At 72.8% G+C, this 25,101-nt stretch carries 23 protein-coding genes and 1 riboswitch; of the genes, 8 read left to right on the plus strand and 15 right to left on the minus strand.

Features of this window, described 5'->3' with window-relative positions:
• Positions 1 to 9: 9 nt before the first annotated feature.
• From ACIGHB_RS14860 to ACIGHB_RS14870, 3 genes are all read right to left on the minus strand, one after another.
• A complete protein-coding gene (locus ACIGHB_RS14860; protein WP_399913120.1) occupies positions 10 to 1,887 on the minus strand; it encodes an anthranilate synthase family protein in 1,878 nt (625 codons plus the stop codon).
• A gap of 113 nt (positions 1,888 to 2,000) precedes the next feature.
• Positions 2,001 to 2,057, minus strand: a complete 57-nt coding sequence (locus tag ACIGHB_RS14865) for a trp operon leader peptide (protein WP_107049246.1) — start codon at positions 2,055 to 2,057, stop codon at positions 2,001 to 2,003.
• A 96-nt stretch (positions 2,058 to 2,153) separates the two neighbouring features.
• Positions 2,154 to 4,934, minus strand: coding sequence for an N-acetylmuramoyl-L-alanine amidase (locus ACIGHB_RS14870; RefSeq protein ID WP_399913123.1), 2,781 nt, complete (start codon positions 4,932 to 4,934; stop codon positions 2,154 to 2,156).
• A 185-nt stretch (positions 4,935 to 5,119) separates the two neighbouring features.
• Between ACIGHB_RS14870 and ACIGHB_RS14875 the strand changes: the two genes are divergently transcribed.
• Together ACIGHB_RS14875 and ACIGHB_RS14880 are read left to right on the plus strand one after the other, a co-directional pair.
• The gene (locus ACIGHB_RS14875) at positions 5,120 to 6,472 is read left to right on the plus strand and encodes a class II 3-deoxy-7-phosphoheptulonate synthase (protein WP_388870062.1); all 1,353 of its coding nucleotides are present in this window, start codon (positions 5,120 to 5,122) and stop codon (positions 6,470 to 6,472) included.
• A 122-nt stretch (positions 6,473 to 6,594) separates the two neighbouring features.
• Positions 6,595 to 6,861, plus strand: a complete 267-nt coding sequence (locus ACIGHB_RS14880) for a (2Fe-2S)-binding protein (RefSeq protein WP_360313577.1) — start codon at positions 6,595 to 6,597, stop codon at positions 6,859 to 6,861.
• A gap of 17 nt (positions 6,862 to 6,878) precedes the next feature.
• Here the strand turns inward: ACIGHB_RS14880 and bfr are convergent, their stop codons facing one another.
• A complete protein-coding gene (gene bfr, locus ACIGHB_RS14885; protein WP_015032978.1) occupies positions 6,879 to 7,355 on the minus strand; it encodes a bacterioferritin in 477 nt (158 codons plus the stop codon).
• A 181-nt stretch (positions 7,356 to 7,536) separates the two neighbouring features.
• Between bfr and ACIGHB_RS14890 the strand changes: the two genes are divergently transcribed.
• Positions 7,537 to 8,181 carry a sulfite oxidase-like oxidoreductase gene (locus ACIGHB_RS14890; RefSeq protein WP_360313575.1) on the plus strand — a complete coding sequence of 215 codons (645 nt, stop codon included), beginning with the start codon at positions 7,537 to 7,539 and terminating at the stop codon, positions 8,179 to 8,181.
• A 25-nt stretch (positions 8,182 to 8,206) separates the two neighbouring features.
• Here ACIGHB_RS14890 and ACIGHB_RS14895 read toward each other — a convergent pair whose 3' ends face one another.
• The 6 genes from ACIGHB_RS14895 to thiO form a co-directional block, all read right to left on the minus strand.
• Complete coding sequence (locus ACIGHB_RS14895; RefSeq protein ID WP_399913129.1) at positions 8,207 to 8,791, minus strand: DUF4396 domain-containing protein; 585 nt, start codon at positions 8,789 to 8,791, stop codon at positions 8,207 to 8,209.
• A 94-nt stretch (positions 8,792 to 8,885) separates the two neighbouring features.
• A complete protein-coding gene (locus tag ACIGHB_RS14900; protein WP_399913131.1) occupies positions 8,886 to 9,737 on the minus strand; it encodes a deoxyribonuclease IV in 852 nt (283 codons plus the stop codon).
• Positions 9,738 to 9,744: 7 nt separating this feature from the next.
• Positions 9,745 to 11,667 carry a Stk1 family PASTA domain-containing Ser/Thr kinase gene (gene pknB / locus ACIGHB_RS14905; RefSeq protein ID WP_399913134.1) on the minus strand — a complete coding sequence of 641 codons (1,923 nt, stop codon included), beginning with the start codon at positions 11,665 to 11,667 and terminating at the stop codon, positions 9,745 to 9,747.
• 223 nt (positions 11,668 to 11,890) lie between these two features.
• A complete protein-coding gene (locus tag ACIGHB_RS14910) occupies positions 11,891 to 12,685 on the minus strand; it encodes a thiazole synthase (RefSeq protein WP_360313565.1) in 795 nt (264 codons plus the stop codon).
• Positions 12,686 to 12,690: 5 nt separating this feature from the next.
• Positions 12,691 to 12,897, minus strand: a complete 207-nt coding sequence (gene thiS, locus ACIGHB_RS14915; protein WP_388870042.1) for a sulfur carrier protein ThiS — start codon at positions 12,895 to 12,897, stop codon at positions 12,691 to 12,693.
• Complete coding sequence (thiO, locus tag ACIGHB_RS14920) at positions 12,894 to 14,204, minus strand: glycine oxidase ThiO (RefSeq protein ID WP_399913139.1); 1,311 nt, start codon at positions 14,202 to 14,204, stop codon at positions 12,894 to 12,896. The genes thiS and thiO overlap by 4 nt, the downstream gene beginning before the upstream one ends.
• Positions 14,202 to 14,315, minus strand: a riboswitch (TPP riboswitch). It overlaps the preceding gene by 3 nt.
• Before the next feature lie 83 nt (positions 14,316 to 14,398).
• Here thiO and ACIGHB_RS14925 point away from each other — a divergent pair.
• From ACIGHB_RS14925 to ACIGHB_RS14945, 5 genes are all read left to right on the plus strand, one after another.
• A complete protein-coding gene (locus ACIGHB_RS14925) occupies positions 14,399 to 15,634 on the plus strand; it encodes an NAD(P)/FAD-dependent oxidoreductase (RefSeq protein WP_399913142.1) in 1,236 nt (411 codons plus the stop codon).
• Positions 15,635 to 15,701: 67 nt separating this feature from the next.
• Positions 15,702 to 16,067 carry an Rv2175c family DNA-binding protein gene (locus tag ACIGHB_RS14930; RefSeq protein WP_360313557.1) on the plus strand — a complete coding sequence of 122 codons (366 nt, stop codon included), beginning with the start codon at positions 15,702 to 15,704 and terminating at the stop codon, positions 16,065 to 16,067.
• Positions 16,068 to 16,140: 73 nt separating this feature from the next.
• A complete protein-coding gene (thiE, locus tag ACIGHB_RS14935) occupies positions 16,141 to 16,794 on the plus strand; it encodes a thiamine phosphate synthase (RefSeq protein WP_360313555.1) in 654 nt (217 codons plus the stop codon).
• Positions 16,795 to 16,993: 199 nt separating this feature from the next.
• Positions 16,994 to 17,908 carry a methylenetetrahydrofolate reductase [NAD(P)H] gene (gene metF / locus ACIGHB_RS14940; protein WP_360313553.1) on the plus strand — a complete coding sequence of 305 codons (915 nt, stop codon included), beginning with the start codon at positions 16,994 to 16,996 and terminating at the stop codon, positions 17,906 to 17,908.
• Between the two features lie 54 nt (positions 17,909 to 17,962).
• Positions 17,963 to 18,889, plus strand: coding sequence for a hypothetical protein (locus tag ACIGHB_RS14945; RefSeq protein WP_399913147.1), 927 nt, complete (start codon positions 17,963 to 17,965; stop codon positions 18,887 to 18,889).
• 51 nt (positions 18,890 to 18,940) lie between these two features.
• On the opposite strand, the gene ACIGHB_RS14950 is transcribed toward ACIGHB_RS14945, so the two are convergent.
• The 5 genes from ACIGHB_RS14950 to ACIGHB_RS14970 form a co-directional block, all read right to left on the minus strand.
• The gene (locus tag ACIGHB_RS14950; protein ID WP_399913150.1) at positions 18,941 to 20,386 is read right to left on the minus strand and encodes a phytoene desaturase family protein; all 1,446 of its coding nucleotides are present in this window, start codon (positions 20,384 to 20,386) and stop codon (positions 18,941 to 18,943) included.
• Positions 20,387 to 20,396: 10 nt separating this feature from the next.
• Positions 20,397 to 21,035, minus strand: a complete 639-nt coding sequence (locus ACIGHB_RS14955; protein ID WP_360313547.1) for a DUF4126 domain-containing protein — start codon at positions 21,033 to 21,035, stop codon at positions 20,397 to 20,399.
• Between the two features lie 394 nt (positions 21,036 to 21,429).
• Positions 21,430 to 22,041: a TetR/AcrR family transcriptional regulator gene (locus ACIGHB_RS14960; protein WP_360313545.1), complete on the minus strand. Its 612-nt coding sequence runs from the start codon at positions 22,039 to 22,041 to the stop codon at positions 21,430 to 21,432.
• 29 nt (positions 22,042 to 22,070) lie between these two features.
• Positions 22,071 to 24,224 carry a YhgE/Pip domain-containing protein gene (locus ACIGHB_RS14965; RefSeq protein ID WP_360313543.1) on the minus strand — a complete coding sequence of 718 codons (2,154 nt, stop codon included), beginning with the start codon at positions 24,222 to 24,224 and terminating at the stop codon, positions 22,071 to 22,073.
• Positions 24,196 to 25,062 carry an ATP-binding cassette domain-containing protein gene (locus tag ACIGHB_RS14970; RefSeq protein WP_399913634.1) on the minus strand — a complete coding sequence of 289 codons (867 nt, stop codon included), beginning with the start codon at positions 25,060 to 25,062 and terminating at the stop codon, positions 24,196 to 24,198. The genes ACIGHB_RS14965 and ACIGHB_RS14970 overlap by 29 nt, the downstream gene beginning before the upstream one ends.
• Positions 25,063 to 25,101: the final 39 nt, after the last annotated feature.

Genomic DNA, 25,101 nt, shown 5'->3' on the forward strand with positions numbered 1-25,101 from the left:
AGACACGCCCTAGACCAGCACGCCGGCGAGGAGCGAGGCCGTCACCGCGGCCCCCTCCAGCGTCAGCACGGACTCCGGGTGGAACTGGACGCCCGCGAAACCGACCCCCCGCAGCGCGTGCACCTCACCCGTCCCCGCGTCCCGGCTCACCTCGATCCGGTGCAGCGCCAGCTCGGTCGCCTCCCGCTCGTCGCAGCGCGCGGTGAAGCTGTTGTAGAAGCCGACCGTCCGCTCCTGGCCGAACAGGTCGATCGCCACCTGCGCGCCCTGGAACGGGACGCGCTTGCGCACGATCTCAAGGCCCAGCTCCGCCGCGATCAGCTCGTGCCCCAGGCACACCCCGAGCAGACCGTGCCGGTGGTCGCGCAGCAGCTCGGCGGTGAGCCCGCGCAGGAACCGCATCTTCGGGTCGGCCGCGTCCATCGGGTCGCCGGGGCCGGGTCCCAGCACCACCGGACCCTCATGGGCGAGCGCCAGCTCCCGCAGCCCCGGCTCGTCGTAGCGGACGACCGACACGTCGAGCCCCGAGGAGCGCAGCAGATGCGCCAGCATCGCGGTGAAGGTGTCCTCGGCGTCGACCACCAGGGCGTGCCCGCTCAGCTCCGCCGCCCTGACCTGCATCCGCAGCCAGAACGGCGCCAGGTCCGCCCGCCGGGCGTCCAGCGCGGCCCGCACCCGCGGATCGTCCGCGAGCCGCGGCCGGGCCGGCGCGTCCTCCGCCGCCGGGCGCCCCTCCCGCACCCCGAGCGCCGCGAGGACCGCCGCCGCCTTCGCATGGGTCTCCGCGACCTCGCCCGCCGGGTCCGAGTGCCGGACCAGGGTGGCCCCCACCGGCACCCGCAGCCCTCCGCCGGCGGAGATGTCGGCGGTCCGGATCAGGATGGGGGAGTCCAGCGTCTGCGCCCCGTTCTCGTCCGTGCCGAGCAGGGCGAGAGCCCCCGCGTAGTAGCCGCGCCCGCCGGCCTCGTGACGCTCGATCACCCGGCAGGCGTTCTGCACCGGGGACCCCGTCACGGTCGCCGCGAACATGGTCTCCCGCAGCACCTCCCGCACGTCCAGCGAGGACCGCCCGCGCAGCTCGTACTCGGTGTGCGCGAGGTGTGCCATCTCCTTCAGCCGGGGGCCGATCACCACCCCGCCCATGTCCCCGACCGTGCACATCATCTTCAGCTCCTCGTCCACCACCATGGAGAGCTCCTCGGTCTCCTTGCGGTCGGCGAGGAAGCCGAGCAGCCCCTCGGCGGTCGGCGCGCCGCCGTCCGGGTAGCGGTACGTGCCGCTGATCGGGTTCATGACGACGGTGCCTCCCGTCATCCGCACGTGCACCTCCGGGCTGGCCCCGACCAGGACCCGCTCCCCGGTGTGCACCACGAAGGTCCAGTACGCGCCCCGCTCGCCCACGAGCAGCCGCCGGAAGAGGGCCAGCGCGTCGGCCCGCCCGAAGCCGGGGATCTCCCCGGTGTACGTCCGCCGGATGACGAAGTTGGCGCCCTCGCCGCCGCCGATCTCCTCCTCGACGACCCGCCGCACGATCCCGGCGTACTCCTCGTCGGAGACGTCGAAGGCGCCGCCGGTCACGGCCACCGGGTGCGCGGGCAGGGCGTCGAGCGCCTCGCCGAGCGGCAGCTCGTACGTCTCCTCGGCGACGAGCACCGAGAGCGGCGTCCCGTCGTCCCGGACGTCGAAGCCGCGCTCCCGGATCTGCCGGAACGGCACCAGGGCGAGGGCCGGCCGCTCGCCCACCGGCAGGTCGGCCAGCCGGTCGGCCTCGTGGACGGCCCCGATCAGCACCTCGACGGTGTCGTGGTCACGGCCGGGGGTGCGGCGGCGCAGCAGGGCGAAGGGCGGGGCGGAGTCGTCGAGGAGACGGGCGAGCTCGAAGGTCATGGCGTGCGGGTTCCTTCCGGTCGGAGTACGTCGAGTACGGAGAGGAACGGCCTCGCGGGAACGAGAAAAGGCCGCCCCTCGGGCGGCCTTCGCGTGGTTCTGGATACGCGCAGTCAGTGGGCCGCCGGAGGGACGGTCCACCACCAGTTCTGGGTCGGCAGCGCGTACATGCGAGCACTGTAACCCAGCGGGGGACGGGAACGGGGCCCGTCCCACGCCGTGGACGGCGCGGAACGGACCCCGTGCGAGGCGGCTGCCCCCCTGGATCAGACGATCAGGTTGTAGATCTCCCAGCCGCCGCCGACCCGCTGCATGGGGGCGTACGGGTTCGGGTAGCCGCCCTTGTTCTTGTAGAACCACAGCTCGCCGGAGGCGTTGCGGGCGATCAGGTCGGGCTTGCCGTCCTTGTCGAGGTCACCGGCGCCGACCATGAGGTTGTAGACGGACCAGCCGCCGCCGACCTTGCCGCGGGTGGCGTACGGGTTCGGGGAACCGCCGGTGTTCTTGTACAGCCAGAGCACGCCGGTCTTGTCCCGGGCGATCAGGTCGGGCTTGCCGTCGCCGGTCATGTCACCGGTGCTGATCAGCTCGTTGTAGATGTTCCAGCCGCCGCCGACGCGGACCCGGGTGGCGAAGGGGTTCGGGGAGGCGCCGGTGTTCTTGTACAGCCAGAGCACGCCGGTCTTGTCCCGGGCGATGAGGTCCGCCCGTCCGTCGGCGTTCATGTCGCCGACGCCGAGGAGCTTGTCGTAGATGTTCCAGCCGCCGCCGACCTTGAGCCGCGTCTTGAACGGCGCGGAGGGGTTCCCGGTGCCCTTGTAGTACCAGAGCACCCCGTCCTTGCCCCGCGCGACGACGTCCCCGGTCCCGTCGGCCTTGAGGGTCGTCATGGGCGTGATGGTGTCGTACTCCTGCCACCCCGGCCCGACCCGGTACCGCGTCAGGAACGGCGCGGTGGCGCTGCCGCTGCCCTGGTACTGCCAGAGCACGCCGGCGGCGTCGCGGGCGATGACGTTGTTGCGGTCGTTCGTGGCGACCGGGGTCGCGCCGGGCGCCTCGGTGATGTCGCTCTGCTTCACCCAGACGATCTTGTGGTGGAAGCGGATCGGCACGAACGTCGTGGAGCCGATGACGTTCTTCTGGGCGGAGCCGAACCAGTCGTCACCCTTCACGGCGGGACCGGCCTTCACGTACGCCTCCCCGGCCTCGAAGGTGAACTTCGACAGCGGGTCGTTCTCGTTGCCCGGTGCCGAGAGGCCGGCCGCGGTGTACGCGGCGGTCTCCGGGAAGGAACGGCCGAAGACCTTGATCGAGGCCAGGCCGGACTTGACCTTCACCGTGGTGGCGGTCACCGGCACGGTGTACTGGCCGCCGGGGTTGTAGAACCACGCCTTCTCGCCCGCGTACCAGATCGCCGTCCAGTTCGACCGGACCTCGGCGACGACGTACAGACCGCCGGCGCGGACCTTGTTGCCGTAGTTGGAGCCCTCGGACCAGAGGGAGGTGAAGTACGGGTCCTTCAGCGTCGTCGCGCTCGTCGAAGGCGACGTGTACAGGTAGCCGAAGTTGGACGGCCGCGCCGGGACGGCCGTGCCGCCGACGCTCAGCTTCGGCTGGTTCGCCGTGGTGAACGGCGGGACCACCCGGACCGTCTGGCCGGCCCGGAGCAGGCCGCCCGCGCCCTGGTCGCCCTGCGGAGCGCCCAGGAGGGACATGTAGTGGTTCCAGTCCCAGTACGGGCCGCCGTCCCAGTGCAGGTTGGCGACCTTGTCGTCCGTCTGGAGCGCGACCTCGTCGTGGCCGATGATGTGCTCACGGTCGATCGGCACGCCGTACGTGGTGGCGAGGTGCTTCACCAGGGCCGCGGAGGAGCGGTACTGGGGCTCGGTGTACCAGCTGCCCTCCTTGATGGCGTAGCCCTCGTGCTCCACGCCGATGGCGTGCATGTTGTGGGTCCAGTTGCCCGCGTGCCACGCCAGGTTCTTGTTCTCGAGCATCTGGGTGACCAGACCGTCGGACGCCCGGATCAGGTAGTGGGCACTGCCCCCGCCCGACGGGTCGGTGAGCACCTTGAGCGAGCCGTCGTAGCCGCCCTCGGTGTCGTGGATGACGATCTGACGGATGTCGACGCCCTGGTTGGGGCGGACACCGGCGGTGTAGTTCTTCTTGCCGGTGGACGAGGGCACGCTCAGCTTGACGTTGCAGTTCAGGCCGGCGGGGCAGTCCGGGAGGGAGGCGGCCGTCGTGCTCGCGAACGTGGCCGCCAGCGGCACGTTCGACGGCTTGACGGGCTCGACACCGGGGTCGGCCGGCAGCGCCACCTGCTCGCCGTCGAGGGTGAGCTCCTGCTCGCCCTTCTTGATCGAATCGAAGACGCGCTTCGCGAAGAGGTCGGCGCCCTTCTTCTCCGGGGACTGGCTGTACCGGGCCACCGCCGGGTACCAGGCGCCGGGCTCGTCCGACAGCTCGGCGCCCGCCTGCTTCTGGTAGTCGGCGAGGAGGGCCGCACCGGCGCGGATGGACGCGGCGGTGTCGTTCTGGACGGTCTCGGTGGAGCTGTCGATGAGGTCGGCGGCCTTGTCCAGCGTGTGGAGGCGGGGGTCGTCGGTGTCGACGAGCGCCTTCTCCAGGATGCTGCGGACCTTCGCGCGGTCGAAGGTCTTCTCGATCTCCGGCCGGCCGGAGCCGTTGAAGTGGTCGATCTGCTCGTCGGTGACCTGCTGCTCGACGTCGTCCGGGTCGACCTTGGTCAGACCCATGACGTTGTACGCGCCGGTCGTGCTCGGCTCGCCGTCGTGCGACTCCCAGCGGGTCTGCTGGTACGACACCGCCATCAGCACGCTCTGCGGTACGTCGAACTCCTCCGCCGCCGCCGCGAACTGCTCCTGGAGGGTGTCGGCGCCGGCGGGCTTCGCGTCGCCGGCCGTGCCGAGGAGGCCCGGGGAGGCGACCGCGATGGTGCCGATCGTGGCCGTGGCGACGACCGCGGCCGCCGCTCCGTACAAGAGTCGTTTCTTCTTGCGATCCCTGCGGTGCCTCTGGCTCACGCCCACCCCTGTGATGTCAGCTATGTATGTGTGGCTCAGCCCGAGCGGGTTTGCTCGTTTGCTGAAACGGGCCTGACAGTAACACCACTCGATGGCGTGAAGATCGCGCCCGGACATCCCGGGCGCGCGTCTCAGTCACTGGGCACAGGGATGGACAGGACGAATAACCCCGTACTGTGGTCCGTGTGACCGTGAACGCTGAATCCCACGCCGTCGCCAAGGCGACCTGGCGAGACCTGCCCGCGGCGCAGCAGCCCGAGTACCCCGATGCCGAGGCTCTGCGCGATGTGATCGCGGACCTCGAGTCGTATCCTCCGCTCGTCTTCGCCGGCGAGTGCGACCAGCTGCGTGCCCGGATGGGAGCCGTCGCCCGTGGCGAGGCGTTCCTGCTCCAGGGCGGCGACTGCGCGGAGGCGTTCGACGCGGTGTCGGCCGACCACATCCGGGCCAAGCTGAAGACCCTGCTCCAGATGAGCGCCGTCCTGACGTACGCGGCCTCCGTGCCCGTCGTCAAGGTGGGCCGCATCGCCGGGCAGTACTCCAAGCCCCGCTCCAAGGGCACCGAGACCCGTGACGGGGTGACGCTCCCCACCTACCGGGGCGACTCCGTCAACGGTTTCGACTTCAACGAGAAGGCCCGCGTCCCGGACCCCGAGCGCCTGAAGCGGATGTACAACGCCTCCGCCTCCACGCTCAACCTGGTCCGCGCCTTCACCACCGGTGGCTACGCCGACCTGCGCCAGGTGCACGCCTGGAACCAGGACTTCGTGAAGTCGTCCCCGTCCGGCCAGCGCTACGAGGCGCTCGCCCGTGAGATCGACAACGCGCTGAACTTCATGAAGGCGTGCGGCACCGACCCGGCCGAGTTCAAGGCCGTCGAGTTCTACGCCTCCCACGAGGCGCTGCTGCTCGACTACGAGGGCGCCCTCACCCGTACCGACTCCCGCACGGGCAAGCTGTACGACACCTCCGGCCACATGGTCTGGATCGGTGAGCGCACCCGCCAGCTGGACCACGCCCACATCGAGTTCGCCGCGCGGATCGCGAACCCGATCGGCATCAAGCTGGGCCCGACGACCACCCCGGAGGAGGCGCTGACGTACATCGAGCGCCTCGACCCGGACCGCGAGCCGGGCCGGCTGACCTTCATCGTCCGCATGGGCGCCGACAAGGTCCGGGACAGGCTCCCGGAGCTGGTCGAGAAGGTCACCGCCTCGGGCGCGACCGTCGCCTGGGTGACCGACCCGATGCACGGCAACACCTTCGAGGCGGCCTCGGGCCACAAGACCCGCCGCTTCGACGACGTGCTCGACGAGGTCAAGGGCTTCTTCGAGGTCCACAAGGCGCTGGGCACCCACCCGGGCGGCATCCACGTCGAGCTCACCGGTGACGACGTCACCGAGTGCGTGGGCGGCGGCGACGAGATCTTCGTCGACGACCTGCACCAGCGCTACGAGACGGCCTGCGACCCGCGCCTCAACCGGAGCCAGTCGCTCGACCTCGCGTTCCTCGTGGCCGAGATGTACCGCGATCAGTAAGTAGGAAGCTACGGAGATGGGGCGCGGATCCTTGTGATCCGCGCCCCATCGTCGTATCGAAGGCTTTTACGCGCCCGTGCCGCCGGGTAAGGTTAGGTTAGCCTAATCGATCTCGACGGGAGGTGATCCGCGTGTACGTCTGCTCATGCTTCGGTGTCACGGAGAAGCAGGTCAAGGAGCACGCGGACGCCGGCGCCTGCACGCCCCGCCAGATCGCCTCCGCCTGCAAGGCGGGCACGGACTGCGGTTCGTGCGTACGACGCATCCAGGCCCTCCTCGGGCGGGGGAACTGCCCGCGCCGTGAGCTCCTGGACAAGGGTGTGCCGGCCCTCGCGGCGGACGTCACCGAGCTCGACGGCGAACTCGACGACCTCTCCGAGGCCGCCTAGCCCGTTCGGGCGGCCCGCTAGCTCGGCTGCTCGATGAGGGTCGAGATGTAGAGCGCCTCGCCCAGCGACTCGATCAGCTCCAGCTGCGTGTCCAGGTAGTCGATGTGGTGCTCCTCGTCGGCGAGGATCTCCTCGAAGAGGTTGGCCGAGGTGATGTCGCCCTTGGCGCGCATGACCTCGATGCCCCGCTTGAGGCGGTCGATCGCCTCCACCTCGACCTGGCGGTCGGCCTGGAACATCTCGGTGATGGTCTGGCCGACGCGCACGTGGAAGAGCCGCTGGTAGTTGGGCAGGCCGTCGAGCATGAGAATGCGCTCGGTCAGCTTGTCCGCGTGCTTCATCTCGTCGATGGACTCTTCGCGGGTGTACTTCGCGAGCTTCGTCCAGCCCTTGTTGTCCTGGATGCGGTAGTGCAGCCAGTACTGGTTGATGGCCGTCAGCTCGCCGGTCAGCTGCTCGTTCAGAAACTCCAGGACCTCGGGGTCGCCCTGCATCGCTCCAGGTTCCTTCCATCACGGGGTGTATCCGCCCTCTCACGGGGCAAGATGGCCGCATCCTCGCACTCCGAATGGGGGGCGTCCAGTAAGTGCAGGCTTAGTAGGACTTGCCCGAATGGCTGCGTCCGGGTGGGTGGCTGGTCATGACCACACCTTGCCGTCTGTCACCATGGAGGGCATGGGTCAGCCGGAGAGCGGAGTACACCGGGAAGCGGAGATGCCGGACATTTCGCCCGAGCTACCGCCGGGGCAGCGGCTCCAGCGCGGCTGGCCGGTCACCCATTACGGGCCCGTGCCCAAGTTCAAGCCCGAGCGCTGGGAGTTCCGCGTCTTCGGGGCCACCGCCGACGGCGAGAAGCGCTGCTGGAACCACGAGGACTTCTCGGCCCTGCCGTTCTCCACGGTCGTGGCCGACCTCCACTGCGTGACCAAATTCAGCATGCTCGGCGCGGAGTGGGGCGGGGTCGCCGCCCGCACGGTCCTGGAGCTCGCCCCGCCGGCGCCGCACGTCACGCACGTGATGGTCTGGGCCGAGTACGGCTACAGCGCCAACATGCGGCTCGCCGACTTCGCGGACGAGCGCACGATCTTCGCCACCCACAAGGACGGCGAACTGCTCACCGCCGAGCACGGCTTCCCGCTGCGGCTCGTCGTGCCGCACCTGTACGCCTGGAAGGGCCCGAAGTGGGTCCGTGGCGTGGAGTACATGACGGCCGACCGCCGGGGCTTCTGGGAGGAGCGCGGCTACCACAACCTCGGCGACCCGTGGCGCGAGCAGCGCTACTCGTACCAGGAGGAACCGGGCGACGGCCCGGAGCTGTAGCCCCGGGCCGCCGTCCGCGCCTCCCTCAGTGGTGGTACTGGTGCACCACCGCGTGGCCCTTGCCGCGCCCGATCAGCCACTTGTTCACCGGCGTGGTGACCACGAAGGCGACGAGGAAGGCGAAGGCGAGCGCGCCCCAGAACAGCGGTGCGTCCAGGTGGGCGTCCATGGCGCCCGGGACGAGCAGCAGGACGCCGTTGTCGACGATCTCCATGACGGCGATCGAGAGGGTGTCGGCGGCGAGCGCGACCTTGAAGGCGGCCCTGAAGTCCAGGCCGGCGGCGAGGACGCCGCGCAGCGTGAGCGCGTAGCCGAAGAAGAACGCGAGGATGATCGCGAGGACCATGGTCGGCGCGTTGCCCCAGCCGAGCGCGGTGCCGATGATCATGCCCAGGACCTCGCCGATGGCGCAGCCGGTGAGGCAGTGGAGCGTGGCCTTCGCCGCCATGCCCCAGGACGCGCCGCCGCCCGCGTGGTCGGAGTGGTCCGTGTGGTCTCCGTGACCCGTGTGACCCGTGTGGCCCGCGTGGTGGCCTTCGTGGCCCGTGTGATCCGTGTGGCCGGAGTGGTCCGTGTGTCCTGCGTGGCCCCGGTGTGCTTCGTGCTCCATGAGGGTGCCCCCAACCTCGGGTAGCGGTTCCTGCTTCCTCAGGAACCGTATACCCCCTCGGGGTATCTCTCAATCGGAAATGACCGGAAGTGGATCAACCCCGGAGCTTCTTGAGCAGCTCGATGTCGGCGACATGGCCCGCCGTGCCGCCCGGCGTCTCGATGACCAACGGGACGCCCTCGGTGGCCGGATGGCGCAAGAGCTCCCGGAACGCCTCCTGGCCGATGTGGCCGACGCCGATGTTGGCGTGCCGGTCCTTGCGCGCGCCGGCGACGTCCTTGGAGTCGTTGGCGTGGATCAGCCGCAGCCGGCCCTCGCCGACCGTGGCGACCAGCTCGTCCAGGGTCCGTACCGCTCCGCCCGGCTCCGCCAGGTCGTGGCCCGCCGCGTAGATGTGGCAGGTGTCGAGGCAGATCCCCAGCTTGGGGTGGTGGTCGAGCGCGTCGAAGTACGGGCCGAAGTCCTCCGCCTTGGAGCAGAGCGAGAAGCCCTGGCCGGCCGTGGACTCCAGGAGGAGGTACGGGTCGTCCTCGTGGGTCAGCTCGTCGAGGAGGGGGAGCATCCGCTCCCGTACCTGCGCCAGCGCCTCCTCGCGGGGGCGGCCGCCGGTCGCCGAGCCGGTGTGGACGACCACGCCCTTCGCGCCGATCTCCCGGCCGCGCCGCAGCGAGTGGCGCAGCGACTCGACCGACCTGTCGACGGTGGCCTCGGTGTGGGAGCCGAAGTTGATCAGGTACGGGGCGTGCACCCAGGCCGAGAGCGACCGGGCGGCGCACTCCTCCCGGAAGAGCTCGTCCTGGGCGGGGTTGCCGGCCGGGGTGGCCCAGCCGCGCGGGTTGGCGACGAAGACCTGGACGGTCTCGGCGCCCAGCTCGCGGGCGTAGCCGAGGCCGGTCGTGGCGAGTCCGCCGGCCACGGGGACGTGGCCGCCGACGGGGTTGCGCATGGGTGTCTCAGATTCCCTTGATCGTGATGGTGACCGTGGAGCCCTCGGGGGCGGTCCCGCCGCCCTCGACGGACTGGCCCGTGACCTCGTCCCCGAGGAAGGGGAACTTCTTCTCCACCTTCACGTCGAAGCCGGCGGCCTCCAGCTCCTCGCGGGCCTCGTCGGTCCCCATGCCGACGACGTCCGGGACCTCGACCTGGCGGGGCCCCTTGGACACGGTCAGGGTGATCGCGTCGCCCTTCGCGGCCCGGCTGCCCTCGGCGAGGGACTGGGCGGCGACCGCGCCGGCGTCCTCCGTGGAGTGGATCCGCTCCGGTGCGACCGAGACCTTGAGGCCGGCCTCCTGGAGGGTGGCGGTGGCGTCGGCGACGGTCTCGCCGGTCACGTCCGGGACGTCGACCGGGGCGCCCTTGCTGACCAGCAGCGCGACGGCCGAGTCCGGGGCCCGCTCGGTGCCCGGCTCCGGGTCGGAGCCGATCACCGAGCCCTGGGCGACGGTGGTGCTGAAGGCGGTGGTGACCACGCCGGGGGCGAGGCCCTGTTCCGTGAGGATCCGCTTGGCCTCGTCGAGCGGCTTGTTCTTCAGGTTGGGCACCTTCACGATCTCCGGGCCCCGGGAAAGGGTGAGGGTGACGGTGGCGTGGCTGCGGACCCGCTCGCCGGGCGCCGGGTCGACGCCCATGACGGTGCCGCGCTCGTACGCGTCGCTGAAGGCGCGCTCGGTCGCGCCCAGCTCCAGGCCGGCGTCGGCGAGCCGCTCGGCGGCCACCTTCTCGGTCTGGCCGAGGACCGCGGGGACGCGGGTGAACTGGCCGGCGTTGATGTACCAGACGCCGGCGCCGAGACCCAGGGCGAGCAGGACGCCGGCGACGATCAGGAGCGGGCCCCGCGACAGCCGCGGGCGGGTGGGCCGGCGGCGGTCCCGCGGCGGGGGCTCGGGGGCCGCGAGGCGGCTGGTGTGCTGCACCGCGTGCGGGTCGTCGGCCTCCGGCGCGGGCACCGGGCGGGCGATCACGCTGGTGCGGTCCTCGCCGGTGTCCCGCTGCTCGTCCCGCGCCCCCGGCGGCGCCGCGTCCAGCTGCGCGTCGGTGAGCGCCGCGCGCGCCTCCCGGGCCAGGGCGAGGAGCGCCACGGCGTCGTGCGGCCGGACCTCGGGGTTGCGGGCCGTGGCCGCGGCCACCAGCTCGTCCAGCTCCAGCGGGAGGCCGGGGACGGCGGCCGACGGGGCCGGCACGTCGGTGTTCAGGTGCCGGTAGAGGACCTGCGCGGGGGTGTCGCCGGAGTGCGGCTTGGCGCCCGTCAGCATCTCGTACAGGACCACCCCGCAGGCGTACACGTCGGCGCGGGTGTCCGCGGTGCCGTGCTCGATCTGCTCGGGGGCGAGGTACGAGACGGTGCCGAGGACCGCGCCGGTGGTGGCGGTCGCCGAGCCGACGGACCGGACCAGCCCGAAGTCGGCGACCTTGACCCGGCCGTCGTCCCCTATCAGCACGTTCTCCGGCTTCATGTCCCGGTGGACGAACCCGGCCCGGTGCGCGGCGCCCAGCGCGGCCAGGACCGGCTCCAGGACGTCGAGGGCGGCGCGGGGCTGGAGGGCGCCGCGCTCGCGGAGCACGTCGCGCAGGGTGCAGCCGGAGACGTACTCCATCGCCAGGTAGACGTACGCGCCCTCGGCGCCCTGGTCGAAGACGGCGACCACGTTCGGGTGGGCGAGGCGGGCGACGGACTTCGCCTCGCGGATGAACCGCTCCACGAAGACCGCGTCGGCCGCCAGGGCCGGGTGCATCACCTTGAGCGCGAGGACGCGGTCCAGACGGGTGTCGACGGCCCGGTAGACCGTGGCCATCCCGCCGACGGCGATGCGCGCGTCGACGCGGTAGCGGCCGTCGAGCAGCCGCCCGACGAGGGGGTCCTGAAGGGTCGTGTCCACGGCGTCGAGTCTACGAGCCGGTGCGGACACGACCCGCCCCGCGTGCCCCGTCCGCAGCACGCTTGTGACGTACCCCGCTCCGTGCCGGGGCAGGACGACGGGCGGTACGACTCCGTGCCGGGGCGGGAAGCGGGGCGGTACGACTCCGTGCCGGGGCAGGACGCGGGGCGGTACGACCGCGAGCCGGCGTCGGAGCGCGGGGCGGTCCGACGCCGCGCCGGTGTCAGAACGCGGGGCGTTCCGGGTCCAGCCGGGCGCGGCCCTCCGTGGGGGAGGACGCCTCCGCGAAGTGCCGGCGCGGGATGCGGCCCGCGCGGCGCGCGAGGCGGCCCGCCTCGACCGCGTGCCGCATCGCCGAGGCCATCAGGACCGGCTCCTGCGCGCGCGTGACCGCCGAGGCGAGCATCACCGCCGCGCAGCCCAGCTCCATCGCGAGCGCCGCGTCCGAGGCGGTGCCCGCGCCGGCGTCCAGGATCACCGGCACGCCGGCCCGCTCCACGATCAGCTCGAAGTTGTGCGGGTTGCGGATGCCGAGGCCGGAGCCGATGGGGGAGCCGAGCGGCATGATCGCCGCGCAGCCCACGTCCTCCAGCTTCCGGGCCAGGACCGGGTCGTCGTTGGTGTACGGCAGGACGGTGAAGCCGTCGTCCACCAGGGTCTCGGCGGCGTCGAGGAGCTCCACCCCGTCGGGGAGGAGGGTCCGCTCGTCCGCGACCACCTCCAGCTTGATCCAGTCGGTGCCCAGCGCCTCCCGGGCCAGCCGGGCGGTCAGGACGGCCTCGCCCGCCGTGTAGCAGCCCGCCGTGTTCGGCAGGACGCGGATGCCGAGCCGGTCCAGGACGGAGAGGACCGAGCCCTGCACGGTCGGGTCGAGGCGGCGCATGGCGACCGTGGTCAGCTCGGTGCCGCTGGCCACGAGGGAGCGCTCCAGGACGTCCAGGCTGGGGGCGCCGCCGGTGCCCATGACGAGCCGGGAGGAGAACTCCGTACCGCCGAGGACGAACACGTCGTCGGACATCGCGCTCAGCCCCCCTGCACCGCGGTCAGGACCTCGACCCGGTCGCCGTCGGCGAGCAGCGTCGTCGCCCACTCGCCGCGCGGCACCACCGCCTCGTTGACGGCGGCGGCGACCCCGGAGGGCGCGGTGGTGAGGCCGGCGACCAGGGACGCCAGGGAGACGGGGGCGGCGAGCGCGCGCGGCTCGCCGTTCACGGACACGGTCACGTTCATGCGGGCTGCTCCTGACGTACGGGGCGAGCGGTGGGGAAACGGCGGGGGGAGAAGGGGCGCGCCTCCTCGGGGAGGGCGCCGGTGGCGAGCGCCTCCGCCATGGCGTCGCCGGTCACGGGGGTGAGGAGGATCCCGTTGCGGTAGTGGCCGGTGGCCAGGTGGAGGCCCGGCAGGGCGCTCGGCCCGAGCATCGGCGCGTTGTCGGGGGAGCCGGGGCGCAGCCCGGCCAGGGTCTCGGTGAGCGGCAGCTCGGTGAGACCGGGAACCAGCTCGTGGGCGTCGCGCAGCAGCTCGTACACCCCGCCCGCGGTCACCGTGGTGTCCCAGCCCAGCTCCTCGCTGGTGGCGCCGACGACCAGCTCGCCGTTCTCGCGCGGCACCAGGTAGACGTGGCTGCCGCGCACCACGGCCCGGACGGTGCGGGACAGGAAGGGGGCGTACGGGGCGGGGATCCGCAGCCGCAGGACCTGGCCCTTCACCGGACGGACCGGCGGCAGCACCGCCTCGGGCACGCCCGCGAGCCTCCCGCTGAGGCTGCCCGCGGCGAGCACGGTCTCGCCGGCCGCGAGCTCGGTGCCGTCGGCGAGGGCGACCCCGCGCGCCCGGTCCCGGACGACGACGAGCCGCTCCGCGAGCGCCCGGTGGAAGACCACCCCGGCCCGCTCGCAGGCCGTCAGCAGCGCGGCGGCCAGCCGGCGCGGGTCCACCTGGTGGTCGCCGTCCACCCGGAGTCCGCCGCGCACGCCGGGCGCCAGCATGGGTTCAAGGCGGCGGCACTCGCGGCCGCTCAGCCACTCGGAGGCCAGTCCGCAGCGGGTCTGGAGGGCGTGGAGTTCGCGCAGGTGGGCCCGGTCGTCGGCGTCGAGCGCGACGGCGAGGGTGCCGCAGGCGCGGTAGCCGACGTCGAGGCCGGTGGCCTCCTCCAGTTCGGCGACGAACGCGGGGTAGCGCGCGGCGGAGGCGAGGTTGAGCCCGAGCAGGGTCTCCTCGCCGTAGTGCAGTTCGGTGACGGCGGCGAGCATCCCGGCCGCGACCCGCGCGGCGCCGCCGCCCGGCTCGGGGTCGACCAGGGCGACGCTCAGCCCGCGCAGGGCCGCCCGCCAGGCCGTGACCAGGCCGATGACGCCGCCTCCGACGACGAGGACGTCGGTGGCCGGCCCGTTCCGGTGTGCCGAGGCCGGCTCGTTTCGTTGAGATGGCGCCGGCTCGTTCCGGTGTGCCGAGGCCGGCCCGTTTCGTTGAGCTGCGGCCGGCTCGTTCCGGTGTGCCGCGGTCCGTTCGTTCTGGTGTGGTTCGGAAGAACGCATGGGCGGTTCCGCCCCTCCCTTCGCCGGCATGACCCGGATCAGGTTCGTACGGTCGGAGGCCGGCCAGCCTCCCTCTCAGCCCGGTGCGTCCGGGCTCCCGCGAGTGGTGTGTGCCCGCCACCCTAGCCCCCGCCGCCGGAGTGCCACAGGGCACCTCTCTTTCTGACGTGCCGTCAGCTGCGTAAGGTGGACGGGTGAGCGAGCAGAAGCAGACCCAGCGGCACGTCGTGATCGTCGGCGCGGGCATGGCGGGCGTGCAGACCGCCGTCGCCCTGCGCGAGCAGGGCTTCGAGGGCCCCGTCACCCTCATCGGCGCCGAACCCCACCAGCCCTACGACCGGCCCCCGCTCTCCAAGGCCGTCCTCCTCGGCAAGGCCGAGCACTCCGCCTTTGACATCGACTTCGAGTCCCTCGGCGTCGACCTCCGGCTCGGCCTCGACGTCACCGGAGTGCGCCCCGCGGAGCGCGAGCTCGTCACCGAGGCGGGACGCTTCCCGTACGACACCCTCGTCCTCGCCACCGGCGCCCACCCGCTCACGCTCCCCGGCTCCGAGGGCGTCCCCGGCGTCCACCTGCTGCGCACCCTGGACGACGCCGTCCGCCTCGGCCCCGTCCTCGCGGGCGGCGGCCCCGTCGTCGTGGTCGGCGCCGGCTGGATCGGCGCCGAGTTCGCCACCGCCGCCCGCGAGGCCGGCTGCGCCGTCACCGTCGTCGAGGCCGCCGCCCTGCCGCTCGCCGGCGCCCTGCCCGCCGAGGTCACCACCGCCATGGCCGGCTGGTACGCCGAGAGCGGCGCCGAACTCCTCACCCACGCGCGCGTGGCCGGCGTCCGGCCCGGCGCCGTCGTCCTCGCCGACGGCCGCGAACTGCCCGCCCAGGCCGTCGTCGTCGGCATCGGCGCCCGCCCCGCGACCGACTGGCTGGCCGGCTCCGGCATCGCCCTCGACCCGAGCGGCGCCGTCACCGCCGACGACCGGCTCCGCACCTCGCTGCCCGACGTGTACGCGGTCGGCGACTGCGCCTCCTTCCCCTCCGCCCGCTACGGCGAACGGCTCCTCGTCCACCACTGGGACAACGCCCTCCAGGGCCCCCGCACGGTCGCCGCCTGCGTCACCGGCTCCCAGGGCGTCGAGCCGGAGCCGTACGACCCCGTCCCGTACTTCTGGTCCGAGCAGTTCGGCCGCTTCGTCCAGTACGCCGGCCACCACGCCGGCGCCGACACCCTGGTACGCCGCGGCGACTCCTCCGGGCCCTCCTGGTCGGTGCTCTGGCTGCGCGACGAGGTGCCGGTCGCGCTGCTCGCCGTCGGCCGCCCCCGCGACCTCGCCCAGGGGCGCAGGCTCATCGAGGCCGGCACCCCCGTCGACCCCGAACGCGCCGCCGACCCCGCCGTCCCGCTGAAGTCGGCCGTCCGCCAGGGTGGCTCCTGACCCCCGGACGGATGCGGCCGGGGCGGCCCGACTACCGGCTGTCGGTCCCGGGTGGCAGGCTTGTCCCGTGACCGAGATTGACGCAAACATCGATGCTCTCGTCCCCGCCTGGCTCTACCTCCCCGACATCGCGGAGATGCTCGGCGTCGAGGTGACGCGGGTGCGGCAGCTGGTGAAGGAGGGCCAGCTGATCGCCGTCCGCCGCGGGGAGAACAACGCCCTCCAGGTGCCCGCCGCCTTCATCCAGGGCGACAAGGTCGTCAAGGGCCTCGCCGGCACCCTGACGCTCCTCAAGGACGACGGCTTCTCCGACGAGGAGATGCTGGAGTGGCTCTTCACCCCCGACCCGACCCTGCCCGGCACCCCCGCGCAGGCCCTCGGCGAGAATCGCGGTACGGAGGTGAAGCGCCGCGCCCAGGCGCTCGCCGTCTGACACCACGGACCACCACCGCCGGTGCCGCGGCCCCGCGCCGCGGCACCGGCTCCACCCGACGGGGGGAACCACCATGCCCACGCCTCGTGAGCGGCTCGCCGACGCCCGGCTCTACCTGTGCACCGACGCCCGGAAGCGCCAGGGCGACCTGCCCGCCTTCCTCGACGCCGTGCTCTCCTCCGGCGTCGACATCGTCCAGCTCCGCGACAAGGGCATGGAGGCCGGCGAGGAGCTGGAGCACCTGGCCGTTTTCGCCGACGCCGCCCGCCGCCACGGCAAGCTCCTCGCCGTGAACGACCGTGCCGACGTCGCCCACGCCATCGGCTCCGACGTGCTCCACCTCGGCCAGGGCGACCTGCCGGTTCCCGCGGCCCGCGCGATCCTCGGCGACGAGGTGCTGATCGGGCGCTCCTGCCACGCCGAGTCGGAGGTGGCCGCGGCCGCCGCCGAGCCCGGCGTCGACTACTTCTGCACCGGCCCCTGCTGGCCCACCCCCACCAAGCCCGGCCGGTACGCCCCCGGCCTCGACCTGGTGCGGTACGCGGCCGGGCTCGCCCAGGACCGCCCCTGGTTCGCCATCGGCGGCATCGACGAGTCCAACCTCGACCAGGTGCTGGACGCCGGAGCCCGCCGGATCGTCGTCGTCCGCGCGCTCACCGAGGCCGACGACCCGGCCGCGGCCGCCGCCTCCCTCGCCAAGCGGGTCCGGGAGCGGGCGGGCGCCTGACCCCCGGCAACCCGTGCCGGGCTGCGACCCATCCCGTTGCCCCCGGCGACCCGAGCCGGTCCCCCCCCCGGCGACCCACGCCGGGCGGCGACCGGGCCCGCGCCCCGGCCGCCCGGAAGATGTCGTACCGGTGTCCGAAACGGTGTCCACGACTCGGACGCGGTTTCCGCGGTCACTGGACCGCGTCTAACCTGCCGGTATGGCCCTTGGAACCGCTTCCGTCCGTACGGACCGCGCACGCACGGTCCGCGAGATCCTCGCCTCCGGGACGTCGTACTCCTTCGAGTTCTACGCCCCCCGGACCGCCAAGGGCGAGCAGGGCCTCTGGAACGCCATGCGCCGCGTCGAGGCCGTCGGCCCCAGCTTCGTCTCCGTGACCTACGGCGCCGGCGGCTCCACCCGCGGCGGCACCGTCAAGGCCACCCAGAAGATCGCCTCGGACACCACCCTCACCCCGGTGGCCCACCTCACCGCCGTCGACCACTCGGTCGCCGAGCTGCGGAACGTCCTCGGGCAGTACGCCGACGCCGGCATCCGCAACATGCTCGCGCTGCGCGGCGACCCGCCCGGCGACCCGCTGGGCGACTGGGTCGAGCACCCCGAGGGCGTCCGGTACGCCGCCGACCTGGTCCGGCTCATCAAGGAGTCCGGGGACTTCTGCGTCGGCGTCGCGGCCTTCCCCGAGATGCACCCGCGCTCCGCCGACTGGGACACCGACATCCGGCACTTCGTCGACAAGTGCCGGGCCGGCGCCGACTACGCGATCACCCAGATGTTCTTCGACCCGGAGAACTACCTGCGGCTGCGCGACAGCGTCGAGAAGGCGGGCTGCGACACCCCGATCATCCCCGAGGTCATGCCCGTCGTGAACGTGAAGACGCTCGACCGGCTGCCCCAGCTCAGCAACGCCGCCTTCCCCGCGGACGTGAAAGAACGCATCCTCGCGGTCAAGGACGATCCCGCCGCTGTACGCTCCATCGGTATCGAGTTCGCGACGGAGTTCTGCGCGCGCCTGCTGGACGAGGGTGTTCCGGGACTGCACTTCATCACGCTCAACAGCTCCACCGCGACGCTCGAGATCTACGAGAATCTCGGACTGCACCAGCAGTCCTGACCGGTCGTACCCGCCCCTACCCGCGGCGGTGGCCGTAGAGAGGGGCGGCGGGGCATGGGGTGGACGGTCCTCTACATCGCGTTCGGCCTGGTGGCGCTCTGGCTGCTGGGCGAGGTGCTCCTCCAGTACAAGGCGCGGCTGCGCTGGCGGATCCTCGCCTTCTGCGGCTTCCTCGGCGTGGTCGTCGGCGTGCTGCTGCCCTCGGTGGCGGTGATCATCGCCGGCGCGGTCGCCTTCGCCGTCGGCCAGACCTTCGTGACCCTCTCCTTCCGCCGCGGCTTCTCCACCGGCTGGGCGATCGGCGGCAACCCCGGCGCCAGCCGCCGCCGCAAGGCGGGCCCGCCCGCCGAGGCGGGCCCCACGCTGGAGGTCTCCGGCCTCTCCTACGAGGACCCCGCCGCCGCCCACGGCCCCGGCCCGGACGCCGAGCAGCTGCGCGCCGGCGCCGAGCAGCCGTCCGTCTACGAGCCGCAGCCGCTGCCCGAGGACACCGGCCAGTACGGCGTCTACGGCGGCGGACAGCACGACCAGACCCAGCAGACGCCCGCGTACGACGCCTACGACACCGGCGCCTACGGCACGCCCGGCGGCTACGACGGCTCCGGCTACCCGCACACCGACGCCCCCGCACCCGCGTACGACGCCCCCGCGCCCGCGTACGACACCCCCGCGCCGGCGTACGACACCTACGCCGCCGGGTACGAGCAGCAGCAGCCCGGCTACGACTACGGCGCCACCGGCGCCCCGCAGCAGTACGCCGCCTACTCCGACCCGTACATCGGCCCCGGCACCGACGGCCAGCGGTACACCTCGTACTACGGCGACTCCTACGCCGCCCCCTCGTACAGCTACGACACCCCGCCCGGCGGCGTCTGGGTCCCGCAGCAGCGCGACACCGACGAGCAGCCGCCCCAGGCGCACGCCCCGGGGCAGTACGGCTACGAGCAGCACCCCGACGAGCAGTCCCAGTACCGCTACTGAGGCCCTGTCCGGCCGGACGTTCGCCTCAGGTCCTGTCCGGCCGGGTCCCGCTCACTGGGAGCCGCGGAACTCAGCACCCTCCACGATCAGCCCGGCGACCAGCGCGCCCGACATGCCCGCGTGGGCGAGCCCGCCGCCCGGATGCGACCAGCCGCCCGCGTAGTACAGGCCGGTCATGGGGGAGAGGTTGGGGGCCGGGAGCCACTCGCCCCGGGCGTCCGCGAGCGCGGGGCCCGGCACCTCGGCCGTCCCGGTAGCCGCCCGTACGTCCTCCGGGGTGCGGACCTCCTGCCAGAGCAGCCGCTCGGCCAGCCCCGGCACGGCGCGCGCGGCGGCCTCGACCATCCGCGCGGCCAGCTCCTGACGCTCCTCCGCCGGCAGCCCGTGGACGAGGGCGGACACCGTCACGGCCTCGTGCCCGGCGTCGGGCCGCAGCGCCGGATCGTCGGGCCGCAGCACCGTCACCGTCGGCCCCCCGTCCGCGCCGTGCACCACCGTGCGGTGCGCGGCCCCCTCCTCGCGGGCCCCGCGCAGGGCCAGCAGGACGGTCATCCGGCTGGTGCCGTGCCGCTGGAAGTGCGTCCACTCGTCGCTGTACCGCCACGGCAGGACCTGCTCGCGGTAGAGCTCGGGGACCGGCGCGCCGACGACCACGTGGTCCGCCTCCACCGTCTCCCCGGACTCGAGGCGCACCCCGAGCGCCCGCTCGCCCGCGCCTTCCCCCTCGGTCAGCACCTCGTCGACGGGGGCGTCGAAGACGAACTCCACCCGCCGCTCCCGGCAGCGCTCGTACACGGCCTCCGCCAGCGCCCGGATGCCGCCGGCCACGTACCAGCTGCCGAAGGTCTGCTCCATGTACGGCAGGACGACGGCGGACGCCGGGGCGCTCGCCGCCGGGAAGCCGTACGCCTCCGCGTACGAGTCCAGGAGGGCGATCAGGCGCGGGTCCCGCAGCTCCCGCTCGCCGACCTGCGCGAGCGTCCGCGTCCGACGCTGGAGCAGCCCCGCCTTGAGCGCCGGGTACGGCTCACGGGCCAGGGCCTCCGGATCGGCGGGCTGCGGCTCCTCCAGGAGCGGCCGGCGGGTCCGGTCCCACGCCTCGCGGGCCCGCACCAGGAACTCCCCCCAGCGCTCGCCCGCGCCCGCGCCGAGCGCCGCGTCCAGAGCGGCGAGCGTGCCGGCCCGGGAGGCGTTCGGCAGGTCCACGCGCGTGCCGTCCGCGAAGAGGTGCCGGGCGGCCGGATCGACCTGGCTCAGCCCGACGCACTCCTCCAGCGGCTTCTTCCCCGTCTTCACGAACAGATCGCGGTAGACCGCCGGCAGGTGCAGCAGCCCGGGTCCTGTGTCGAAGGCGAAGCCGTCCCGCTCGAAGCGGCCCACCGCGCCGCCGTACGTCGACGTCCGCTCGTACACCGTCACCGTGTGCCCGGCGATCGCCAGCCGTGCCGCCGCCGCCATGGCGCCGAGACCCGCGCCGACCACCACAATCCGTCCCATGCCAGGGACTTTATCGGCCTCCACCGACAGAGCGGTCCGCAGGTGGGCCGCCCTCGGCCGCCGCGAGTCGGCGCTCCTCGCGGCGCTGCGCCCGGCGGCGCCGGAAGCGCCGGATCCGGGAGGCCAGGAAGATCAGCAGCCACACACCGAGGGCCAGCAGCACGGCGGCGATCACCGCCGCCGCCACCGGATGGAACATGGCGAAGGTGATGATCCCGGCGACACCGAGGTCCTCGGCCGTGCTCAGCGCGATGTTGGAGAACGGCTCCGGCGAGGTGTTCACCGCCATCCGCGTCCCCGCCTTGACCAGATGGCTCATGAGCGCCGTCGAGCCGCCGACCGCGCCCGCCGCCAGCTCCGGCAGCGAACCGCTCTCGCCGGCCAGCAGCGCCGCCACCACGGCCCCGGCGACCGGTCTGATCACCGTGTGGACGGAGTCCCACACGTTGTCCACGTACGGGATCTTGTCCGCGACCGCCTCGCAGAGGAACAGGACGCCGGCCGCGATCAGGACGTCCGTGCGCTGGAGCGACTCGGGCACCTCGTCGGTGAGCCCGGTCGCGCCGAAGAAGCCGAGGAGCAGGACCACCGCGTAGGCGTTGATCCCGCTCGCCCAGCCGCTGGTGAAGACCAGGGGGAGTACGGACACGCTCGCGATCGTAACGAGGCCGCGCCCGCCCGTCACCAGGAGACTGAGTATCCGTACCTAGACGCCGAGATGAGTATCCGCGCGGATGGGGGAGGGGGCCCCGGGAGGAGAGAGTGGAGCCACGGAAGGGGCGCGGCTCCGGAACCGCCGGCACGGGGCGGCGGAACGGGGTCGCGCGCCTGCCGGCACGGGGGACGTGCACGGGGGTGTACGAAGGAAGCGCCGGTCCGGCGTGGCTCGGGGGGATCGAGCCTCGCGGGACCGGCGCTTCTCGTTATGTGGATCCAAAATCCCGGATCCCGGATCCAACATCCAAAATCCCGGATCCCGGATCCCGGATCCAACATCCCGGATCCAACATCCCGGATCCAACATCCCGGATCCCGGATCCGGGTCAGCGGCCTCCGCCCACCCGCCCGTGCAGCAGCAGCGACAGCGCCGCGTGGACGTCGTCGAGGGAGCGCTCGCTCTGGAACGCCTTCCAGTCGAGGGCGGCCACCAGGACCATGCCGACGAGGGCCGCCGCCGTCAGCTGGACGTCGATCTCCTCGCTCAGCTCGCCGGCCTCGACGCCCTCGCGGAGCACGCCCTCGACGACGGCGACGGCCTCCTGGCGGACGACGAGGAGCGTGGAGTTCCAGGCCCGGTTGGTGCGCCAGAGCTCGGCCACGTACAGCTGGGTGAAGGCCGGGTAGCGGTCGATGAAGACGAGGCCCGCGCGGATCATCGCGTCCAGCGCGGCGACCCGGCTGCCGCCCCGCGCCGCCGTCTCCTCCGCGGCCGTCCGCAGCGAGGCGGTGAGCAGGGCGACGCCGTGGCGCAGCAGCTCCTCGAAGAGCTCGGTCTTGCTCTTGAAGTTGTAGTAGACCGTGCCCTTGGCGACCCCGGCCCGCTCGGCGATCTCGTCGACCGTCGTGGCCGAGAAGCCCTGCTCGGCGATGAGGGTGACGGCCGCCTCGTAGAGCTTGGCCCGGGTCGCCTGTCGGCGGGTGCTGCTGCTGTCCATGGGGTCGATTCTCACAGAGCGGGAAGGGGTCACAGGGACAGCTCGGGGTGGAGCCGGTCCAGGGTCCACACCTGCTTGCGCCGCGCGGTGACCGCCGTGAGGGCGAGCGCGCCCAGGGTGAAGGCGGTCAGGACGGCGACGGCCTGCCAGACGGGACCGAGCCCGCCGCCGGTGATGAGCCGGCGCAGCGCCTCGACCACGTGGGTCATCGGCAGGAACGGGTGGACGGCGTTGAAGAAGCCGGGGCTGGTCTGCACCGGGTAGGTGCCGCCCGCCGAGGTCAGCTGGACCATGAGCAGCGCGAGGACCAGGATCCGGCCGGCCGCGCCGAAGCGGGCGTTCAGCCACTGGATGATCGCGGCGAAGCAGCAGGTCACCAGCGCGAGGAAGCCCACCGTGCCGGCCGCCCTGGCCATCTCCAGGCCGAGCCCCCAGTGCAGCACGGAGAGGAGCGCGCCGACCTGGAGGACGCCGATCGCCGCCACCGGGAACCAGCCGGCCAGCGCGATCCGCCAGGCGGAGGCGCCCGCGGCGAGGGCCCGCCGGTTCATCGGCTGGATGATCATGTAGGCGACCATGGCGCCGACCCAGAGGGAGAGCGGGATGAAGTACGGGGCGAAGCCCGTGCCGTAGTTCGGCGCCTTGTGGAGCGACTGGGCGGCCAGCTGCACGGGGTCGGCCATGACCTCGGTGCGCCGGTCGCGCTCGTCCTTGTCGTAGTCCGGGATCTTGTCGACGCCGTCCTTGAGGCCGGTGGCGAGGGAGCCGGAGCCGTCGGCGAGCTTGAACAGACCGCCGTCGAGGTCGCCGGCGCCCTTCTTCAGCTTCCCGACCCCGCTGTCCAGGCTGACCGAGCCCGCGCGGGCACCGGTGATGCCGGTGTGCAGCTCCTCGGCACCGTCGGCGACCTTCTTCGCGCCCTTGTTGAGCTCGTTGATCTTCCGGATGGCGCCCGCGACGTCCTCGTCCAGGTGGGGGGCGCGGGCGGCCAGTTCGTCGGCCTCCTTCTTCAGCTTCTTCAGCCGGGTGTCGAGCGTCTTCAGGTCGCCCTTGCTGTCCTTGGTCAGCGCGTGCACGTCGTCCGCGATGGTGGCCACGTCGCCGGCGGTGGTCGACGCCTCCTTCAGGGCCGCGCAGACCTCCTTGGAGTCGGGGAGGGTGACGCCTTCGGGGAGCGTGACGCCCTCCGGGAGCTCGGCAGGCGGGACGGAGGGGGTGGCGCGGGGCTTCTCGCAGGACTCGCGGTGCAGGCGGCCGAGCGTGTCATCGGCCTTGTGGGCGGCGGTGCGCAGCGCCGGGGCGCGGCGGACCAGGTCCTCCAGGTCGTTGCGGGCGGCGGTGGCCGAGTCGGAGACGAGCTTCGCGGTGTCGCGGATCGACGTGCCGTTGTTCGCCAGGTAGGGGCGGACCTTGTCGGCGGTGCCGTTCACCTTGTCGGCGAGCGCCTGGGTGCCGTTCGCGACCTTGCGCGCGCCGGTCTGGAGGTCCTTGGATCCCTTGTCCAGTTTCTTCAGGCCCGAGGCCAGGTCGCTGCTGCCGGTCTTGGCGTCGGTCAGGCCGTCGGACAGGTCCTTCGATCCCTTCTTGGCCTTGTCGACGCCCTTCTTCAGGTCGGCCGCGCCCTTGGCCGCCTCGGCGGTGGCCTCGTGGATGTCGGAGAAGGAGATGAAGATCTTGTCGAGGAAGGTCCGGGAGGACTTCGTGGAGGCGGCGGTGCGCACCTCGGAGAAGACCGTCCGCGAGATCTGGCCGACGATGTAATTGTTGGAGTCGTTCGTACGGACCTTCAGGGCGCCGGTCTCGGGGGAGTCCCCGGAGCTGGACGCGATCCGCTCGCTGAAGTCGCCGGGCACGGTCAGGGACAGGTAGTACGTGCCGTCCTCGACGCCCTTGCGGGCCTCGGCGTCGCTGACCTCGTGCCACGCGAAGGTCTTGCTGTCCAGCAGCCCCTCGGTGATGTCCTCGCCCGCGGTGATCCGCTTGCCGTCGGCGGTGGCGCCGCGGTCCTCGTTCACCAGGGCCACGGGCAGCCGGTCGAGCCTGCTGTACGGGTCCCAGAACGAGTACAGGTACAGGGCGCCGTACAGCAGCGGCAGCAGCAGGACCGCGACGAGCGCGGCGCGCGGCAGCTTCCCCCTGCCGAAGCGCCTCAGCTCAAGAGCGGCCAGTTTCGGCGAGCGCATCGTCCGCCCCCTCCTCGATGGTGTCGTCCTCGGTGTCCGCGGCCGGCGCGACGGCGTCCGCGGTGTCGTCCTCGGCGTCGTCCCCGGTGTCCCCGGCCGGGGCGACGGCGTCGGTGGTGTCGGTGATGTCGCTGGAGTCGGCGGTGTCGGGGGTGTCGGGGGTGCCGGGGGTGCCGACCGTGGTGATCCGCCGGGCGTCGGCCGGGGCCTCGGCGCAGACGGCGAGGACGGTGGTGCCGGAGGCGGCCACCGCGCGCAGCAGCGCCCACGCCTCGGCCCGGTCGGCGTCCGACAGCTTCAGGTCCGTGTCGTCCACGCCCACCAGCCGGGGCCGGCCCATCAGGGCGAGCGCGAGGGAGAGCCGCAGGGCCTCCAGGCGCTCCAGATCCCGTACGGACGTCCGCTCGCCCTTCGGGAGGGCGGCGAGGTCGAGGCCGGCCGCCTTCAGGGCCTCGTCGATCAGCGACCTGGTCTCGGCCGCCCGGGTGCCGGGACGACGGAACAGCGCGCGGACCGAGCCGTCGAAGCGGCGCTGGAGCAGCGCGCGCTCGCGCAGGTGCTCGGCGACCGTGAGCGACGGGTCGAGCTCGCTGACGCCGGGGACCTGGCCGAGCGCGGCGATCCGGCGCACGGCGGACATCCGGCGCGGCAGCGGCAGGCCACCGACCGCGGCACTGCCCTCGGCGGTCTTCATCCGGCCGGTGAGGGCGAGCAGCAGGCAGGTGCGGCCGGTCCCGGACGGCCCTTCGAGCGCGACCAGGGACCCGGCCCCGGCACGGAAGGAGACGTCACGGAAGGCCCAGCCGCGCGGGCCCTTGAGCCCCAGCCCCTCGACCACGAGCTCGGCCCCGTGCGCGTCCGGCTCCCGGCCGGTGCC

This window comes from Streptomyces sp. NPDC085460 (assembly GCF_044541975.1).
In the GTDB taxonomy this organism is placed as follows: domain Bacteria; phylum Actinomycetota; class Actinomycetes; order Streptomycetales; family Streptomycetaceae; genus Streptomyces.